Source organism: Kitasatospora sp. GP82, from assembly GCF_029892105.1.
GTDB lineage: Bacteria > Actinomycetota > Actinomycetes > Streptomycetales > Streptomycetaceae > Kitasatospora.
Genome location: NZ_JARZAJ010000021.1, coordinates 1 through 18,421, shown reverse-complemented (window position 1 = coordinate 18,421; position 18,421 = coordinate 1). Strand labels below are relative to the sequence as shown.

14 protein-coding genes are annotated in these 18,421 nt (G+C 71.3%); 9 read left to right on the top strand and 5 right to left on the bottom strand.

What is annotated here, in order from left to right; genetic code table 11:
* Positions 1–90 precede the first annotated feature (90 nt).
* From P3T39_RS22455 to P3T39_RS22425, 7 genes are all read left to right on the top strand, one after another.
* Positions 91–726, top strand: a complete 636-nt coding sequence (locus P3T39_RS22455; protein ID WP_280700274.1) for a DUF5666 domain-containing protein — start codon at positions 91–93, stop codon at positions 724–726.
* Between the two features lie 274 nt (positions 727–1,000).
* The gene (locus tag P3T39_RS22450; protein WP_280700447.1) at positions 1,001–1,702 is read left to right on the top strand and encodes a response regulator transcription factor; all 702 of its coding nucleotides are present in this window, start codon (positions 1,001–1,003) and stop codon (positions 1,700–1,702) included.
* Positions 1,703–1,713: 11 nt separating this feature from the next.
* Positions 1,714–3,231, top strand: coding sequence for a HAMP domain-containing sensor histidine kinase (locus P3T39_RS22445; protein WP_280700273.1), 1,518 nt, complete (start codon positions 1,714–1,716; stop codon positions 3,229–3,231).
* Between the two features lie 327 nt (positions 3,232–3,558).
* Positions 3,559–5,100, top strand: coding sequence for a cytochrome ubiquinol oxidase subunit I (locus P3T39_RS22440; protein ID WP_280700272.1), 1,542 nt, complete (start codon positions 3,559–3,561; stop codon positions 5,098–5,100).
* 27 nt (positions 5,101–5,127) lie between these two features.
* Positions 5,128–6,141, top strand: a complete 1,014-nt coding sequence (cydB, locus tag P3T39_RS22435) for a cytochrome d ubiquinol oxidase subunit II (protein WP_280700271.1) — start codon at positions 5,128–5,130, stop codon at positions 6,139–6,141.
* Between the two features lie 33 nt (positions 6,142–6,174).
* A complete protein-coding gene (gene cydD, locus P3T39_RS22430) occupies positions 6,175–9,690 on the top strand; it encodes a thiol reductant ABC exporter subunit CydD (protein ID WP_280700270.1) in 3,516 nt (1,171 codons plus the stop codon).
* Positions 9,691–9,726: 36 nt separating this feature from the next.
* Complete coding sequence (locus P3T39_RS22425; RefSeq protein ID WP_280700269.1) at positions 9,727–11,571, top strand: GAF domain-containing protein; 1,845 nt, start codon at positions 9,727–9,729, stop codon at positions 11,569–11,571.
* Positions 11,572–11,740: 169 nt separating this feature from the next.
* Here the strand turns inward: P3T39_RS22425 and P3T39_RS22420 are convergent, their stop codons facing one another.
* From P3T39_RS22420 to P3T39_RS22400, 5 genes are all read right to left on the bottom strand, one after another.
* The gene (locus tag P3T39_RS22420) at positions 11,741–12,574 is read right to left on the bottom strand and encodes an HAD family hydrolase (RefSeq protein ID WP_280700268.1); all 834 of its coding nucleotides are present in this window, start codon (positions 12,572–12,574) and stop codon (positions 11,741–11,743) included.
* A gap of 109 nt (positions 12,575–12,683) precedes the next feature.
* On the bottom strand, positions 12,684–13,283 hold the full coding sequence (locus P3T39_RS22415) for a hypothetical protein (RefSeq protein WP_280700267.1): 600 nt from the start codon (positions 13,281–13,283) through the stop codon (positions 12,684–12,686).
* Between the two features lie 150 nt (positions 13,284–13,433).
* The gene (locus P3T39_RS22410) at positions 13,434–14,675 is read right to left on the bottom strand and encodes a serine hydrolase domain-containing protein (RefSeq protein WP_280700266.1); all 1,242 of its coding nucleotides are present in this window, start codon (positions 14,673–14,675) and stop codon (positions 13,434–13,436) included.
* A gap of 502 nt (positions 14,676–15,177) precedes the next feature.
* Positions 15,178–15,570: a PIN domain-containing protein gene (locus tag P3T39_RS22405; RefSeq protein ID WP_280700265.1), complete on the bottom strand. Its 393-nt coding sequence runs from the start codon at positions 15,568–15,570 to the stop codon at positions 15,178–15,180.
* Complete coding sequence (locus tag P3T39_RS22400; RefSeq protein WP_280700264.1) at positions 15,567–15,848, bottom strand: hypothetical protein; 282 nt, start codon at positions 15,846–15,848, stop codon at positions 15,567–15,569. Before P3T39_RS22400 ends, P3T39_RS22405 begins: the two co-directional genes overlap by 4 nt.
* Before the next feature lie 226 nt (positions 15,849–16,074).
* Between P3T39_RS22400 and P3T39_RS22395 the strand changes: the two genes are divergently transcribed.
* Both P3T39_RS22395 and P3T39_RS22390 read left to right on the top strand, forming a co-directional pair.
* Positions 16,075–16,971: an LLM class flavin-dependent oxidoreductase gene (locus tag P3T39_RS22395; RefSeq protein ID WP_280700263.1), complete on the top strand. Its 897-nt coding sequence runs from the start codon at positions 16,075–16,077 to the stop codon at positions 16,969–16,971.
* A 271-nt stretch (positions 16,972–17,242) separates the two neighbouring features.
* Complete coding sequence (locus tag P3T39_RS22390; protein ID WP_280700262.1) at positions 17,243–18,181, top strand: hypothetical protein; 939 nt, start codon at positions 17,243–17,245, stop codon at positions 18,179–18,181.
* The last annotated feature ends 240 nt before the right edge of the window (positions 18,182–18,421 follow it).

The window sequence follows — 18,421 nt, the reverse complement described above, 5'->3', positions numbered from 1 at the left end:
CCCACCCGAGCAGCTCCCCCCGACCCGAGCAGACCGTCCACCCCTCCGCCCCGAGCAGACCCCTTCGACCTGAGTAGGAACGGCCACGCCATGACCTCCGAGCACGAGTCACCGCAGCAGCCGGCGGAGCCGGCCGGCCCCGCCGAGCAGGCCCGGCTGCTGGCCACCCCGCCGGACGCCCGCGACGTCACCGCCGAGCTCGCCGCACCTCCTCGCCGCAAGCTCCCCTGGCTCACCCTGGCCCTGGCCGGGGGCGCGATCGCCACCCTGGCCTTCGCCGGAGGCGTCTGGTACGAGCAGGGCAACGGCAGCAGCAACGGCACCACCCAGCGCGCGGCCGGCCAGCGCGGCGGATCCGGTGGCGGCCAGGGCGGTTACGGCGGCGGCCAGGGCGGCTCCCACCGTGGCGGCAGCGGCCAGGGAGCCGGCGGCCAGGGCGGTGCGGGCTTCACCCGGGGCACGGTCAAGGCCGTGGACGGCAGCACCGTCTACCTCACCGACGCAGGCGGCAACACCGTCAAGGTCACCACTGCCGACACCACCAAGGTCCAGCTCAGCAAGGAGGGCAAGGTCTCCGACCTCCAGCCCGGCCAGAGCGTGACCGTGGTCGGTACCCCGGACTCCTCCGGCGGCTATGCGGCGACCCAGCTCACCGAGGGCGCCGGTGGATTCGGCGGAGGCGGCGGTGGCGGCTTCCCCGGTACTCGAAGCTCGTCCAACGGCTGACACCCCGCTACCGTGGACGAACCGCAGGCCCGGCCGAACCCCCTCGGCCGGGCCTGACCCCTGCCCGGATAGGAGCGTTCGTGCCCCAAGGAGGTTGAATCGGGTTAATCAGGTCCTCATCAACCACGCATAGCCTCCCCGGGCTATCGTCCAACGAGGATGCATCGTCCGATCGGGAGGCGGAACAGCCGTGCAAGGGACAGTTTCGACCGCAACCGGGCCCGCCACAGCAGGCGGTCCGGCACGCCCGGCTGCCCCGGGCGGCGAGCCCTTCCTGCTGGTGGTGGACGACGAGCCGAACATCCGTGAGCTGCTGTCCGCCTCGCTGCGCTTCTCCGGCTTCCGGGTGGCCTCCGCCGCCACGGGTGAGGAGGCGCTGGAGGCCGTCGCAGCAGAGCGGCCCGACCTGGTGGTGCTCGATGTGATGCTGCCCGACCTGGACGGCTTCACCGTGGTCGAGCGGCTGCGCGAGCAGTCCCGGTGGCCGCAGTCCGGCGAGCATGTGCCGGTGCTCTTCCTCACCGCCAAGGACGGTACCGGCGACAAGGTGCACGGCCTGGCCGCCGGGGCTGACGACTACGTCACCAAGCCGTTCAGCCTGGAGGAACTGATCGCCCGGATCCGCGCCATCCTGCGCCGGGCCGGCGGCCCCACCGAGGACGGCCGGCTGGTGGTCGGCGACCTCACCCTCGACCCGCTGGCCCACGAGGTCAGCCGCGGCGGCCGCACGGTCTCGCTCTCGCCGACCGAGTTCAAGTTGCTGCACTACCTGATGGCCAATGTCGGCCGGGTCGTCTCCAAGGCCCAGATCCTCGACCACGTCTGGGCGTACGACTTCGGCGGCGACCTCTCCATCGTCGAGTCGTACATCTCCTACCTGCGCCGCAAGCTCGACTCCGGGCCCGCCCACGGCCCCAAGCTGATCCACACCGTGCGGGGCATCGGTTACGCCCTGCGGCGACCCCCGCAGCACTGAGCCGAACTGCCGTGCGCCGACTCCGCCTTCCCCACCTCACCAGCCTTCCCCGCCTCACCCGGCTGGCTCGCATCTCCAGACTGTCGCTGCGGGCACGGCTGCTGGTGCTGGCCGTGCTGCTGGTGACCACCGGACTCGTGGTGAGCGACGCCGTCGTCCTGGGGGCCGTCCGCGTCCAGCTGGTCCACCGGGCCGACCAGCAGCTGATCCGCTTCGCCGAACCGCTCTCGCACCGCTACCCCGGCGGCAGCCGCACGAACAACCCGGCGCCGAGCCTGCGGCGGGTCGGCCAGTTCCTGCCCAGCCAGTACGTGGTGCAGTACCTGGCGGCCGACGGCACCGTCCAGCAGACGATGCGTCAGCCGATCTCCGAGTCCGACCCGGCGCCCGACCTCGACGAGCTGACCGGCAGTCAACTCATCGCCCATGCAGGCGACCACGCCGGTTTCGACCTGCCCGACCAGATCGGCCAGGGCCGTTGGCGGGTGGTCGTCCTCCCGCTCGCCCACACGTCCGGCAGCCAGTTCACCGCGCCCTCGTACCTGCTGGCCGCCGTCTCACTGGACGACGTCGACGCCATGGTGGCCAAGCTGCGCGCCTCCTTCCTGGCCATCGGCGGTGCCGTCCTGGTGCTGATCGCCGCGCTGGGCACGGTCGCCGTACGGGCCGGGCTGCGCCCGCTCGCCAGGATCGAGCAGGACGCCGAACTGATCGCGTCCGGACGGCTCTCGCACCGGATGCCCGAACTCCCGCCAGGCACCGAGGTCGGGCGGCTCTCCGCCACCCTCAACGGGATGCTCACCCAGATCGAGGCCGCCTTCGCCGCCCGAGCCGAGTCCGAGTCCCGGATGCGCCGCTTCGTCGCCGACGCCTCGCACGAGCTGCGTACCCCGCTCGCGGGCATCCGGGGCTTCGCGGAGCTCTACCGGATGGGCGCGCTGCCCGACGTGGACCGGGCGATGGACCGGATCGAGAGCGAGGCGGTGCGGATGAGCGGGATGGTCGAGGACCTGCTCATGCTCGCCCGGCTGGACGAGGAGCGACCGCTCGACCTGGCCCCGATGGACCTGCGCACGCTGGCCGCCGACGCCCTGCACGACCTCACCGCGCTCGACCCCGGCCGCCCGGTCACCCTCACCGGGCCCGACGGTACCGGTGGCCCGCAGCCCGCTCCCGTCCTCGGCGACGAGGCCCGGTTGCGCCAGGTGGTGACCAACCTGGTCGGCAACGCCGTCAAGCACACCCCGTCCGGTACCGCGGTGCGGATCGGCGTCGGCACCAGCGAAGGACACTGCCTGCTGGAGGTCGTCGACTCCGGGCCGGGGCTGACCGAGGCCCAGGCCGCCCAGGTCTTCGAGCGCTTCTACCGGGTGGACGCCTCCCGCAGCCGCCACGAGGGCGGCGGTGCCGGCCTCGGCCTCGCCATCGCCACCGCCCTGGTCCACGCCCACGGCGGCACCCTCACCCTCGACAGCGCCCCGGGGCAGGGCGCGGCGTTCCGGGTGGAGATCCCCCACCAGCGGGACTGAGCCGCCGCAGCGCCGGCCCCGCCTCGCGCTCTGCCCCAGTACTGAGTCCACACACCGCCTGTCAAGCTCCTGACCGGCGCATATGCGCTGTGGGCCGTTGCCGTCTGCCGCTTGTTGCGGGTCCCGGGTTCGTCAGATCATCCGGTTGACCGTCAACCACACCCCGCCTTCCGGGCCACCGTAAGCATGTTGGATACTGCCTTTGTGAACGTGTTCACGTTCACAAGCGGACAAGCTTGTGCAGATTCACGGTGCTCTCGTACCAGAGGCGCCGAATGTCTGATGTGCGGGAAATAGTCCCGGGACGACGACCAGAGAGAGGACGCCGTGGAACTAGCAGTCGCTCACGAGACCATCGCGCGATGGCAGTTCGGTGTCACCACCGTCTACCACTTCCTGTTCGTCCCGCTGACGATCAGCCTCGCCGCCACCGTGGCCGGGCTGGAGACCGCCTGGGTCCGCACCGGCAAGGAGAAGTACTTCCACGCCACCAAGTTCTGGGGCAAGCTCTTCCTGATCAACATCGCCATGGGCGTGGTGACCGGGATCGTCCAGGAGTTCCAGTTCGGCATGAACTGGTCGGACTACTCACGCTTCGTCGGTGACGTCTTCGGTGCCCCGCTCGCGATGGAGGCGCTGATCGCCTTCTTCTTCGAGTCCACCTTCATCGGGCTGTGGATCTTCGGCTGGGACAAGCTGCCGAAGAAGATCCACTGCGCCTGCATCTGGATGGTGGCCATCGGCACCATGCTCTCCGCGTACTTCATCCTGGCGGCCAACTCCTGGATGCAGCACCCGGTGGGCTATTCGATCGACAAGGCCACCGGCAAGGCGCAGCTGACCGACATCACCAAGGTGCTGTTCCAGGACACCACCCTGGTCGTGGTCTTCCACACCCTCACCGCCGCCTTCCTGACCGGCGCCGCCTTCATGGTCGGCATCGCCTCGATCCACCTGTGGAAGGCCAAGCGGGCCGAGGAGCCCGACCGCAAGAAGGTCGCCACGATGCGGACCTCGCTGCGGGTCGGCCTGGTCATGGCCGTGGTGGCGGGTCTGGGCACGGCGATCAGCGGCGACACCCTGGCCAAGGTGATGTTCGAGCAGCAGCCGATGAAGATGGCCGCCGCCGAAGCGCTCTGGGACACCCAGTCCCCCGCCCCGTTCTCGATCTTCGCGGTCGGTGACGTCACCAAGGGCCACAACTCGGTCGAGCTGGAGGTCCCCGCGGCGCTGTCCTTCCTGGCCAAGAGCGACTTCAGCTCGCCCGTCCCCGGCATCAACGACACCGCCGCCGCCGAGGCGGCCAAGTACGGTGGCAGGCCCACCGACTACATCCCGAACGTCTTCGTGACGTACTGGGGCTTCCGTCTGATGATCGGCTTCGGGATGAGCTCCTTCGTGGCCGGCCTGATCGGGCTCTGGACGACCAGAAGAAAGTTCCTCCTCGCCCCCGAGTTCCGCACCGGCGAGGACGAGCCGCCGCGCCTGATGCTGACCGGGAACCGAGAGCTGGGGCCCGTCCTCACCAAGTGGAGCTGGCGGATCGGCATCTGGACGATGGGCTTCCCGCTGATCGCCAACAGCTTCGGCTGGATCTTCACCGAGATGGGCCGCCAGCCCTGGGCCGTCTTCGGCCTGATGACCACCGCCGACGCGGTCTCCCCCAACGTCGGCGTCACCACCCAGATCGGCGCGCTGACCACGTTCACGCTGCTCTACGCGGTCCTCGCGGTGATCGAGGTCAGGCTGCTCGCCAAGTACGCCGCCGCCGGGCCTGTCACCTCCGAGCAGCCGCCCGCCGAGGACCCGACCCTCCGTGGGCCGTTCTCGGACGAGGACGCCGACAAGCCCCTCGCCTTCGCCTACTGAGACTCCGCTTACCGAGGGGCACCGAGCATGCAACTCCACGACGTCTGGTTCGTCCTCATCGCCGTCCTGTGGATCGGCTACTTCTTCCTGGAAGGCTTCGACTTCGGCATCGGCGTACTCACCAAGCTGCTGGCCAGGGACACCGCCGAACGCCGGGTCCTGATCAACACCATCGGCCCGGTCTGGGACGGCAACGAGGTCTGGCTGCTCACCGCCGGCGGTGCCACCTTCGCGGCCTTCCCCGACTGGTACGCCACCCTCTTCAGCGGCTTCTACATCCCGCTGCTGGTGATCCTGGTCTGCCTGATCGTCCGGGGTGTGGCCTTCGAGTACCGGGCCAAGCGCACCGAGGAGCGCTGGCAGCGCAACTGGGAGCACGCCATCTTCTGGACCTCCCTGCTGCCCGCCTTCCTCTGGGGCGTGGCCTTCGCCAACATCGTGCACGGCGTGGCCATCGACCAGGACAAGAACTACGTCGGCGGGTTCTGGGACCTGCTCAACCCGTACGCGGTGCTCGGCGGCCTGGTCACGCTGGCGCTGTTCACCTTCCACGGTGCGGTCTTCGCCGCGCTCAAGACGGTCGGCGAGATCCGCACCCGGGCCCGTGCGACAGCCCTGCGACTCGGCCTGGTCACCGCCGTGCTGGCGCTCGGCTTCCTGGGCTGGACCCAGGTCCACCAGGGCACCGGACGGAGCCTGGCCGCGGCGGCCATCGCCGTGGCGGCCCTGGCCGCCGCGCTGGCGGCCAACCAACTCGGCCGCGAGGGCTGGGCGTTCACCTTCTCCGGACTGACCATCGTGGCGGCGGTCGCGATGCTCTTCCTGTCGCTCTTCCCGGACGTGATGCCCTCGACGCTCAACGGCGGCTGGTCGCTGACCGTCGAGAACGCCGCCTCCTCGCCCTACACGCTGAAGCTGATGACCGTCGTGGCGGCGGTGTTCACCCCGCTCGTGCTGCTCTACCAGGCGTGGACGTACTGGGTGTTCCGCAAGCGGATCGGCGTCCAGCACATCCCGGCCGTTCAGACCGCCGACCACTGACCCGCCCGCGCATCTGCCCAGGGAGCCGGAAGCATGAAGCCTGTTGACCCCCGGCTCCTCAGGTACGCCCGCACCACCCGTGCCTTCCTCGCCGGATCGGTGATCCTCGGCGGGGTCGGCGCGGTGCTGGTGGTGGCCCAGGCGAGCCTGATCGCCGAGATCGTCGTCCGGGCCTTCCAGCAGCACTCGTACGACCTCACGACTCCGCTGCTCTGGCTGGTCGCCACCGCGCTCGGCCGGGCGGCGGTCGCCTGGCTGACCGAGCTGACCGCACACCGCTCGGTCGCCAGGGTGAAGTCCACCCTGCGGCGGCGACTGCTCGACCACGCCACCGCGCTCGGCCCCGGCTACCTCTCCGGGCGCCGTACCGGCGAGCTCACCGCGCTCGCCACCCGGGGCATCGACGCCCTGGACGACTACTTCGCCCGCTATCTGCCGCAGTTGGCCCTCGCGGTGGTCGTCCCCGTGGTGGTGCTGGCCAGGATCCTCGGCGCCGACTGGACCTCCGCCGCGATCATCGCCGGGACGCTGCCGCTGATCCCGCTCTTCATGGTCCTGATCGGCATGGCCACCCAGTCCCGGATGGACCGGCAGTGGTCCTCGCTGTCACGGCTCTCGCACCACTTCCTGGACGTGGTCGCGGGGCTGCCCACGCTCAAGGTCTTCAACCGGGCCAAGGCCCAGGCCCGCACCATTGCGAAGATCACCGACGAGTACCGCCAGGCCACCCTGCGGACCCTGCGGATCGCCTTCGTCTCCTCCTTCGCGCTGGAGCTGCTGTCGACCCTGTCGGTCGCCCTGGTCGCCGTCTCGATCGGGTTCCGGCTGGTCGACGGCAGCCTCGGCCTCGGGACCGGACTGCTGATCCTGGTGCTGGCCCCCGAGGTGTACTTCCCGATCCGGCAGGTGGGCGCGCTCTACCACTCCAGCGTCGAGGGGCTCACCGCCGCCGACCAGATCTTCGAAGTACTGGAGACCCCGCTGCCCGCCACCGGGACCACCCCGGCGCCCGCGCTGGCCGGTGCGGTCATCTCGGTGACCGGGGTGACCGTCACCCACCCGGGGCGTACGGCCCCCGCCCTCGCGGACTTCTCGCTCACCCTCCGGCCGGGTCGGACAACCGCCCTCACCGGCCCCAGCGGTGCGGGCAAGAGCACCCTGCTCTCCGTCCTGCTCGGCTTCACCGAGCCGGACTCGGGCCGGGTCCTGATCGACGGGCACGACCTCGCCGACCTCGACCCGGAGAGCTGGCGCAGCCAGATCGCCTGGGTGCCGCAGCACCCCCACCTGTTCGCCGGGACGATCGCCGAGAACGTCCGCCTGGCCCGTCCCGACGCCACCGACGACCAGGTCACCGCCGCCCTCGCCGCCGCCCACGCCACCGACTTCGCCGCGCTCGACACCGTGCTCGGCGAGGGCGGCGCCGGCCTCTCCGCCGGTCAGCGCCAGCGCATCGCGCTCGCCCGGGCCCTGCTCACCGACCGTCCCCTCGTCCTCCTCGACGAGCCCACCGCCAACCTCGACGGCGCCGCCGAGGCCGCCATCGTCGAAGCCGTCCGCAGCCTCGCCGGACGCACCGTCCTCCTGGTCGCCCACCGCCCGGCCCTCCTCGCCACCGCCGACCACCGCCGCCACCTGCCCGCCGGCCGGCTCGCACCGTCCCCTCACGCGCAGTCGGGCGTCCCCGAGGGGCGCGGGGCTCTGCCGATCGACTGCGTGCGCGAATCGGAAGGCACCATCGCGTCACCCGATCCCGGTGGCCGGCTCGCACCGCGCCCCTCGGGAACGCCCGACCGCCCCCCGCAGGTGCCCCCGCAGGCCAAGCCCCGGCTGGCCCTCGCGATCCTGCTGGGCTCGCTCGCGCTCGGCTGCGCCGTCGCGCTGATGGCCACCTCGGGCTGGCTGATCTCCTACGCGTCCGAGATGCCCCCGGTGCTCTACCTGATGATGGCCGTCACCTCCGTCCGGGCCTTCGGCATCGGCCGCAGCGTCTTCCGCTACGCCGAGCGACTGGTCTCGCACGACGCCGTGCTGCGCGCCCTCGGCGGCGTAAGGACCGCCGTGTACCGCCGACTTGAGCGACTCGCCCCGGCCGCGCTGCCCGCCTACCGCCGAGGTGACCTGCTCTCCCGGCTGGTCTCCGACGTGGACGCCGTCCAGGACCACCACCTGCGCTGGCGGCTGCCCGCCGCGATCGCTGTGCTGGTCTCGCTCGCCTCCGCCGCCGCGATGGCCGCCTTCCTGCCGCTCGCCGGGGCGGTCCTCGCGCTCGGCCTGCTGCTCGCCGGGGCTGCCGTACCCGCCCTCGCCGTCCGCCTCTCGGGGCGCAACGAGCGCCAACAGGCCCCCGCACGCGGACAGTTGGCGGCCTCCGTGGTGGACACTCTCACCGGTACCGCCGAGCTGACCGTCGCCGGTGCCCTCCCGGGCCGCCTCGCAGCCGCACGGGTCGCCGACGGCCGCCTCACCGTGATCGCCGCCCGCTCCGCCGCCACCGCCGCTCTCTCCGCCGGACTGATCGCCCTGATCACCGGGCTGACCGTGGCGGCGAGTGCGGCCGTCGGCGTGCGGGGGGTCGGCGGCGGGGCACTCGGGGCTGTCTGCCTGGCCGTGGTGGTGCTGACCCCGCTGGCCGCCTTCGAGGCCGTCGCCGGGATGCCCACCGCCGTGCAGTTCCGCGAGCGGAGCCGCGCCGCGCAGGCCCGGCTCGCCGAGGTGCTGGAGGCCGAACCGCCGGTCACCGAGCCCGCCGAACCGGCCGCCCCGCCGTCGCACCCGTTCCCGATCGCCGTACGCGGCCTGGCGGCCCGCTGGCCGGGTCAGAGCGAGGACGCGCTGCGCGATCTCGACCTCGACCTCACCCCGGGCCGCCGGGTAGCGGTGGTCGGCCCCTCCGGCTCCGGCAAGACCACCCTCGCCCAGGTACTGCTCCGCTTCCTGGACCAGCGCGCTGGCACGGTCACCCTCGGCGGCTGTCCACAGCCTGTGGACACCCGTGCGCTCGACTCCGACGACGTCCGCCGCACCATCGGTCTCTGCGCCCAGGACGCCCACGTCTTCGACAGCTCGCTGCGCGAGAACCTCCGCCTCGCCCGCCCCGAAGCCACCGAGGAGCAGCTGCGCACGGCCCTCGCCGCAGCCCGGCTGCTGGACTGGGTGGACAGCCTCCCCAAGGGCCTGGACACCATGGTGGGCGAGCACGGCGCCCGCCTCTCCGGCGGCCAGCGCCAACGCCTCGCGCTGGCCCGCGCGCTGCTCGCGGACTTCCCCGTCCTGATCCTGGACGAACCCGCCGAGCACCTCGACCTGCCCACCGCCGACGCCCTCACGGCCGACCTGCTCGCCGCCACCGAGGGCCGCACAACCGTGCTGATCACCCACCGGCTGGCCGGCCTGGACGACAGCTCGGTGGACGAGGTGCTCGTCCTCGACCACGGACGGGTGGTGGAACGGGGCCGCTGGTCGGAGCTCACCGCCCGCCCGGACAGTCGGCTCACCGAACTGCGGATGCGCGAGCAGCTGGCCGACACGCTGCTCGCCGTCGTCTGAACACCCCGCCAAACCTGTACAAACTAGGCTCACAGCATGGAGACCAGACCGGACCACCCAAGACCGGACCGTCCCGTCCCGGACCACTCCGCCTCGGACCAGGCCGGGTCGGTGGCCCCCGAACAGACCCCCCACCGCGTGCCCGAGATCGCCTCGCTCGGCCTGGACACCCTGGTCACCGAGGTCGCCGAGCGCCTGCAGTCCGCCGCCGCCGTCACCGACCGGATGCAGCGACTGCTGGAGGCCGTGGTCTCCGTCGGCGCCGGCCTCGATCTGCACGCCACCCTGCACCGGATCGCCACCGCCGCCGCCGAACTGGTCGACGCCAAGTACGCCGCGCTGGGCGTGATCTCCCCGCACGGAGACGGGCTCTCCGACTTCATCCACGTCGGCATCGACGACGAGACCGCCGACGAGATCGGCCAACTCCCCACCGGACGCGGCATTCTGGGCGCCCTGATCGAGCGGCACGAACCGCTGCGGCTGTCCGATCTGACCGCCGACCCGCGCTCCTCCGGGTTCCCGCCGCACCACCCGCCGATGAAGTCCTTCCTCGGCGAGCCGATCAGGGTCCGCGACGAGGCCTTCGGCAACCTCTACCTCAGCGAGAAGCAGAGCAGCAGCGGCGCCTTCACCCCCGAGGACTCCCAGGTGCTGCACGCCCTGGCCGCCGCCGCCGGGGTCGCGATCGAGAACGCCCGCCTCTACGAGGAGGGCCGCCGCCGCGAGCGCTGGATCGCCGGTGCGGCCGCCGTCAGCACCGCGCTGCTCTCCACCGACGAGGCCGAGGTCGCCCTCACCGTCGCCGCCGAGCAGGTGCGCGAACTGGCCGACGGCGCACTCGGGATGATCCTGCTGCCCACCGGCGACGGCCAGATGCGGGTGGCCCACGCCTCCGGCGAGGCCGCCGAGCACGTCAGGGGCGAGCTGCTGCCGGACAACAGCTTCGCCGCCCGGCTGCTGGAGGCCGAGAGCGTCTACCTCGACGACATGTCCACCGACCCCGGCGTGGAGATCCGGCTCGCCCGCAACTTCGGTGCCTCGATGGCCGTGCCGATGGTCGCGGCAGGGCGCGTCCTAGGCGGACTCTGTGTCTGGCGCAGCCAGGGCGCACCGCCGTTCACCGAGACCGAGAAGCAGCTCGCGCAGTACTTCGCCTCGCAGTCCGCCCTCGCCCTGCGCCTCGCCGAGGGCCAGCGCGACCAGCAGCGCCTGGCCGTCTTCCAGGACCGCGACCGCATCGCCCGCGACCTCCACGACCTGGTGATCCAACGGCTGTTCGCCACCGGCATGATGCTGGAGAGCGCGGCCCGGCGCTCGGTCGTCCCCGAGGTGCAGGTCGGCATCGGCAAGGCGGTGGACGAACTCGACGCCACCATCCAGGAGGTCCGCACCACCATCTACGCCCTTCAGCACGACGACAGCGGCGACGAGCCGGACAACCTCCGCACCCGCGTGCTGCGCGAGGGCAGCCAGGCCGCCGCCGCTCTCGGCTTCAAGCCCTCGATGACCTTCGCCGGGCCGCTGGAGAGCCTGGTCGGCGAGAAGACCGGACGCCAACTGCTGGCCGCACTACGGGAGATGCTCTCCAACACGGCCAGACACGCCCGGGCCTCCCGGGTCGGGGTGGAGATCGACGCCACCGTTCACCTGGACGTCGAGGGCCATCCCATCTCCGGCACCCCCGAGTCGCTGGAGCGGGCCGGCTGGCCCGGTGTGCTGCTCACCGTCACCGACGACGGCGTGGGCATCCCGCACGGCGGCCGCCGCAGTGGCCTGAAGAACCTCACCCGGCGTGCCGAGACCCTCGGGGGCGACGCCTGGCACGAGCCAGGACCCTACGGCAAGGGCACCCGGATCCGCTGGTCCGCGAGACTCTGACCCGACGTCAACCCTGCTTCTTCTGGTGAACCGTATGCGATTGGGCAAGCATCAGGGGCGCGGGGAACTGCGCGAGAAACCCCTGCACCTCCGTACCGGGTTGGTCGCGCAGTTCCCCGCGCCCCTGTCTGGCACCCGATCGCGCAAGGTTTCCCGCTCCCCCTGCGGGTCAGCCCCGCTTGAGCAGCTCCTCGACCGCGATCGCCACGCCGTCGTGCTCGTTGCTGACGGTGTGCTGGGCCACGGCGGCCAGTACCTCGGGGTGGGCGTTGGCGACGGCGTACGAGGTGCCGGCCCAGGCCAGCATCTCCAGGTCGTTGGGCATATCGCCGAAGGCCACCACCTCGGAGCGGTCGATCTCCTGCTCGCGGCACCAACTGGCGAGCGTGCTGGCCTTGGTGACACCGAGTTCGCTGATCTCCAGCAGCGCGACCGGCGCCGAGCGGGTGATCTCGGCGAGATGCCCGGCCACCTGGCGGGCCCGGGTCAGGAAGGCGTCCGGGTCGAGCTCGGGGTGCTTGGCGAGCAGCTTGTACAGCCCGCGCACCGGGCCGCCCTGGACCAGCAGTTCCTCGGCCGGGGCGACCGGTGCGTTCCGGTCGTCGTCCTCGCCCCACATCCGCAGTGCGTACTCGGGCTCGCGGGCGAAGCCGTCGAGGTGCTCGAAGGCGAAGGCGGTGCCCGGCAGCGCGTCGCGCAGCGCGGTGACCACGGCCAGCGCGTCCTCGGAGCTCAACGGGAAGGTCTCCAGCATCTCGCCGCGGCGGACATCGACGACCGCCCCGCCGTTGGAGCAGATCGCCACCCCGTGGCCGCCGATGTGCGGGCTGATCTGCTGCATCCAGCGGGGCGGCCGGCCGGTCACGAACACCACCTGTACGCCCGCCTCCTCGGCGGCCGCCAGCGCGGCGGCCGTCCGTTCGGAGACGGTCCCGCGCGGGCAGAGCAGGGTGCCGTCGAGGTCGGTGGCGATCAGGCGAGGGCGCGTCGGGTTGGTGGTCACCGCTCCATCTTCGCTCACCCGTCGCCCCGGGCAGGTGGTCGGCCCCGTACTGTCCGGGAGGCCCGGCCCCCGGACAGCGGGCGGTTGCCGCGTGCGGACCGGTCGGGGATCAGGAGTGCCAGATCTCCCTGATCTCGGTGATCTTCGCGGTGGAGTCCTGTCCGATGTCGTAGACCGGGAACGAGGAGCAGGTCAGCGGGGCCTTCACCGCGGCGCCACCGTTCAGGCAGTCGCCGATGTGCGCCCAGAGCTCGCCGACGGCGACCGTCTTGTACGTGCCCGCGCCAGTGGCCAGCTCCGCCTTGACGTGCGGTGCGAAGTGCCATGCAGTCTCGCCCCCGGTCGGCTCGTAGTGGCCGTCGTTGGGGTCGCAGACGAACTTGGTCCCCTTGGCGTACATCGTGTCCTGGGTGGGCTGCCGCACCGGCTGGACGATCCGGTGATTCGGGGCGGGCTTGGTGGGCGTGCAGTCCGTACCGGGCTCCGCACCCGCGCCCGGGGCGTCGGATGCGGCCCCGCCGGGGGCGGTCTTCGACGTACCGGCGGGCGTACCGGCGCCCGGGCCGGTGGCGGGGGCCGATGCCTGCGGGGCCGCCGCTGCGGCTGTGCCGGCCGACGAGCCACCCGTGGAATCGCTCGGTCCGCAACCGGCCAGCCCGAAGGCGGCGGCGCCGAGCACAATGGTGGTGAGCAGTCTGCGAGACGACATCGCGGTGGTTCCCCCTGAGAGCATGGCCGATCCCTACTGACGGCCAGCCAGGCTATCCACCCGTCCCGGCACCCGCTCACCCAACCCACCCGTGAGCATCAGACCTTCACCGGGCAAGCGACAGACCTTCTCGGGCGGCCGGCCGGCGCGTCAGTGTCCGGAGGGCCGGACGACGGCCATCAGGAGGCGGCCCGAGAGCGCGGTCGCGCGGCCGTTGTTCCCATCGGTGGTGGAGACCGAGAAGACGCCCTTCATGGACAGGTCGCGGGTGGCGAACACACCGTCCGCGTAGCCCGTGTCGTGGCCCGTCTTGCCCCAGAGCAGGGTGCCGTCGGGCAGTGGGGTGGCCATCAGCCCGGCGCCGAAGCAGGCCGGTCCCGGATTGCCCTTGCCGTCGGTGCAGTTGCTGTTGTCGAAGTACCTGACCGTCTTGCCGTCGTTGCCCTTCGGCAGCCGGAACATTTCGTCCAGCTGGGCGGTGGCCAGCAGGCGGCCCTGGAACAGCGCGGTGATGAAGTGGTCCAGGTCGGCCGGGGTGGAGATCATGTTGGACGGGTTGCCGCCCTGTTCGCTGACATCGACCAACTCGCCCGCACCGTTGGCCTGATAGCCGTGCAGATACGGGCGGGGCATCCGCGGGTCGTCCTCGGGCGCGGAGGTCTGCGACAGGTGCAGCGGGTTGATGATCCGCGCGGTCACCTCGTCCTTGAACGAGTTCCCGGTGATCTCCTCGATCAGCCTGCCGGCGATCCGGAAGCCCAGGGAGTTGTACTGCTGCGCGGTGCCGGGAGCGAAGTTCGGCCCTGGAGCCGGGCGGCCGACCGGGCGCAGGGTTTCCTGGATGATCTGGTCGAAGCTGCGGTAGTCGTAGCGGTGCGCGATCAGCTCGTCCGCCGAGGGCTGCGGCGCCCCCTGGTAGACGTCCGGCAGCCCACTGGTCATATTGAGCAACTGCCGTACGGTGACCGGCGCGAACGTGTCCGGCAGCAGACCGGGCAGGTAGTGCTGGACGGTCTGGTCCAGGTCGACCCGCCCCTCGGCCGCCAGTTGCAGGACCACGACGGTCTCGAAGGTCTTGGAGATGCTGCCGATGTGGAAGTGCGCGTTGGCCGGCGTACTGCGCCCGGTCGCGGTGTCCCCCGAGGAACCCCGCCACACCTGCCCGTTCTCCACCACCCGCGCAATGGCCCCCGTCGCCTCGTCGCCCGGCTGGATCCGGATCGCCGCGTCCAGCGCCGCAGGATCCAGCGCAGGCAGCCCACCCTGCACGGCGGCCTGCCCAGCACCTCGCTCACTCGCGAACGCCTGCCCACCGCCGACCCCGACCGCCGTCCCCGCCACAGCCGCACAGGCCAACCCCAGGGCCGAGACACGACGTACAAACCTGCTCATCTGCTGACTCCACGGATCATCTCCGCCGCCCGTGCGGCGCTCTGCCACCAGCCTGTCCGAGCAGCCGCACCCCCGGGAACCCGTGTTCCCCCTGACCGGCCCCTGAGCCGACCCTGACGGAAGGTCAGGAGGACTGCCCCTCCGTGGCGTGGCCGGCTGCACCTACGACGACACCCGGATGTCGAGCCGGCAGGACGTCTTCGCCGAGTTCGCTCGATCCCTCCGGTTCCCGGACTACTTCGGTGGGAACCGGAACGCTCTCGACGAGTGTCTGGCAGACCTGGGCCGGCTGGAAGGTGCTGGGTTCATCCTGCGTGCTGGTCAGCCGGGACTGAGGAGATGGTCGGCTGCACGCGCAGGCCGCCTCCCGGCCGCTCGTCCGGGCATTGTCGCGGTGCTGGAACCCGCGCCCCGCGGTTGAGTTCAGTCAGGCGTCGTTCATGCACCACGACCTGACCTGCGACGACGCACGGCAGGAACCGAACGGGCAGGTGCGAAGACGTCAGATCGCCTCGACCGCGATACGGCGGAGACACAGCCGACGCAGGTCGTCGGTGTCACTGGTCACGATCGTCACGTCGCCGTGTTCCAGGTGCGCAGTGGCGGCGAGCATCGCGTCGATGGCGTACTTGTGGCCGTGAAGCCCCTCGGCTGCGAGCAGCTTGCTGGCAGCGCGTGCGATCTCTTCCGTGATGGGCCGCACCTTGACCAGGGACACGGCGTGGTCGAACGCCGCCTGCGGCACCTTGGGGTCACGTCCCTCGACCAGTGTGGCCGCGCTCGTCACCACCAGAAGATCCAGCGTACGGGCGACGTCCAGCCACACGATCATGTCGCGATGCCGCCGGGAGAGCTTGGAGAGCGCCTCGCTGTCGAGAACGAGGGTGCCGCTCACTCGGCATCCGCCGGAGCGGACTCTCCGCGGTGGGCGGTGTGGTGCGCGCGGATGCGCTCAGCCCTGGCTGCCACCTCGGCTTGATCGACCGGGCCGTGCTCGGCCTCGGAGGTGGCGATGTACTCGTCGATGGCCTCCCGCTGCAGCTGCCGCTGCACGGCCTCCTCGATGTAGGAGGAGACGCCCTGTTTGCCGGCGCGTGCGCGAATCGCCTCCAGGGTCTCGGCGCGCAGGGAGACGCTGGTGACTCGGGTCTTACCGGGGCGAGGCGTGTCCATATGCCAAGTGTAGTACATCATGTGTGAGCGAATGTGAGGAGTACGACATCTGGCTCGTCTGCTCCGATCCACGCTGAGGTCACCACGAAGGCAGACCTCGCCAACAGGTCTGGCGGTACCGTGCAGTCCGTGGCCGGAGACGCTGTCGGTGAGCCTGCGGAGTTCTGACGAGCAGACTTCGATGTGTGCTGCTGTGGCGGCCACGCGGAGACGTAGGGTCGGTGGCATGCGTCTGAGCACAGTGATCCTTCCTATCCACCGGTGGAGCGAGGGACAGAAGATCTGGCGGCGGGCCGAGGAGCTCGGGTTCCATGCCGCGTACACCTATGACCACCTGTCCTGGCGGACCTTTCGGGACGGGCCGTGGTTCGGTTCGGTTCCGACCCTGACCGCCGCTGCGGCCGTCACCGAGCGGCTGCGGTTGGGGACGCTCGTGACGTCGCCGAACTTCCGGCATCCGGTGACGCTCGCCAAGGACCTGATCTCGCTGGACGATGTCTCGAACGGCCGGATCACCCTGGGGATCGGGGCGGGCGGCAATGGCTTCGACGCGACCGCGCTGGGGCAGGAGCCCTGGACCCCGCGCGAACGTGCCGACCGGTTCGGGGAGTTCGTGCAGCTGCTCGACCGCCTGCTGACCGAGGACGCCGTCAGTCATGAGGGCGACTTCTACTCGGCGAGCGAGGTGCGGAACATCCCGGGCTGCGTGCAGCGCCCCCGCCTTCCCCTCGCGGTCGCCGCCACCGGCCCACGCGGACTGGACCTGGCCGCGAAGTACGGTCAGGCATGGGTGACCACGGGCGACCCGAAGCTCTTCGAGAGCGGTACGCCGGAGCAGTCCCGAGAGGCGATTCGCGGGCAGCTCACCAAGCTGGGTGCGGCCTGCGAGAAGATCGGCCGGGACGTCGGCGAGCTGGACAAGATCCTGCTCACCGGCTTCACCCCGGACCGCAACCGTCCGCTGGAGTCCCTGGATGCGTTCGTCGACTTCGCGGGTCGGCACCTCGAACTCGGCATCACCGAGATCGTCCTGCACTGGCCGATCCCCGACTCGGACTTCGCCGCCGACCAGCAGGTCTTCGAGCGCATCGCGACCGAGGCGCTGTCCCAGCTGCGGGCCTGAACCGGTCGTGAACCGCACCACGGTCCCGTCACCGTGCCGGCCGGCCGCCGGGCCCCAGGGGTCTCTGCGGCCGGCCCGTTGCGGTTCGATCACGACGTGTCCGATTGGTCGGCCAATGTGCGAACTGTCCGGGGCAACCCTGTTGTTGGGGGGCTTGTCGGACTCTCATAATTCCAGCTGAACGCGTTGCGACCGGTCGCGCAGAGCCAACAGGGGGCGGCCCGGACCGGGGTCCGTACGCGGTGTCATCCATTCATGCTGGGGGAGTCCCTTGTCCGCGCCCGACAACGTGCCGTCCACCGACGTGCCGTCCGATACGCCTGCGGTGGACATGCCCCAGGCCGAGCCCGAGCCCGAGAGACCTGCAGTCGGGTCCACGCGCAGGCCGTCGCGCGGTGTGAGCAGCGCGCTGGCCACCGTCGGGCTGCTCGCCGTCACCGCGGCCGGTGCCGCCGTGACCGTGGCCGTCGGCAGGCCGCAGGCGCGGCCTGGTGCGGTGGCCGTCCGTCCGACCCCGTCGGGTCCGACGGCCGAGAGCGCGCACCCCACCGTGCGCCCGAGCGCGAGCCCGACTGTGGTCCCGAGCCCGATCCGGAGTGCGGGCGCGAGCCCGAGCGCGAGCCGGAGTGCAAGCGCCGGTGCAGCCCCCACGCCGACCCCCGCACCGGCCCCCGCACCGGCCCCGAGCAGCACCCTGCACGGCACCGTCGACGGCAGCACCCACGGTGGCGACATCCGCTACTTCCTGCTCCCGATGCCGCCCGGCGCCGAGTCCTACGGCTCGGCCGACGGTGCCGAGTTGAGCGTCAAGGAGGTCTCGGCCGAGTACAGCAACTCCGATGAGATCCCCGTCGTCCTGGACTCGTACGGGTACCAGGACGACGGCGTCATCCGCCGGTACCGGACGGTGGACGGCAAGCAGGAGGTCGAGGCGCGGCTGCTGCGCTTCAAGTCCAGTGCGATGGCGCGGGAGTTCGCGCGGTCGGAGTCCTTCGACAACAGCGAGAGCTTCGACATCGACGGCGACGACGATGCACAGGGGTATGCGCTGAAGCCGCCTCAGGAGGCCAGGACCGGGAAGCTGGTGGGGGTCGGCCATGTCGGCGACATCCAGTACGAGGTCACCGTCTTCGAGCGGGGGACACCGGACAGGTCCCTGCTGGCGGACGCGGTGAAGCGCCAGCGCGAGCGCCTGGCCGACGGTGGCTGAGCAGTCGTCGGCACCCGAACCGGCCGCCGGGGCCGAGCGTGGGCGATGTCGTCGCCTAGATCGCGACGACCGACCCGAAGGCGTACCGGTCGCGGCGTTCCAGAAGGTGACCGTCCTTCAGGCCGAGATGCTGAGGCGGCGTCAGAAGAGCAGGTCAGAAGAGCAGGTGGGTGCGATCCCCGAGGGGATCGCACCCACCAGGGCATCCCACAGGCGCCGAACGGTCTGCCGGGCCCGCGC

What these genes read in the sequence shown, in the direction of transcription:
- P3T39_RS22455 (WP_280700274.1), top strand. Translation starts at nt 91, where the DNA reads ATGACCTCCGAGCACGAGTCACCGCAGCAGCCGGCGGAGCCGGCCGGC.
- cydB (WP_280700271.1), top strand. Translation starts at nt 5,128, where the DNA reads ATGCAACTCCACGACGTCTGGTTCGTCCTCATCGCCGTCCTGTGGATC.
- cydD (WP_280700270.1), top strand. Translation starts at nt 6,175, where the DNA reads ATGAAGCCTGTTGACCCCCGGCTCCTCAGGTACGCCCGCACCACCCGT.
- P3T39_RS22425 (WP_280700269.1), top strand. Translation starts at nt 9,727, where the DNA reads ATGGAGACCAGACCGGACCACCCAAGACCGGACCGTCCCGTCCCGGAC.
- P3T39_RS22415 (WP_280700267.1), bottom strand. Translation starts at nt 13,283, where the DNA reads ATGTCGTCTCGCAGACTGCTCACCACCATTGTGCTCGGCGCCGCCGCC.
- P3T39_RS22410 (WP_280700266.1), bottom strand. Translation starts at nt 14,675, where the DNA reads ATGAGCAGGTTTGTACGTCGTGTCTCGGCCCTGGGGTTGGCCTGTGCG.
- P3T39_RS22400 (WP_280700264.1), bottom strand. Translation starts at nt 15,848, where the DNA reads ATGGACACGCCTCGCCCCGGTAAGACCCGAGTCACCAGCGTCTCCCTG.
- P3T39_RS22395 (WP_280700263.1), top strand. Translation starts at nt 16,075, where the DNA reads ATGCGTCTGAGCACAGTGATCCTTCCTATCCACCGGTGGAGCGAGGGA.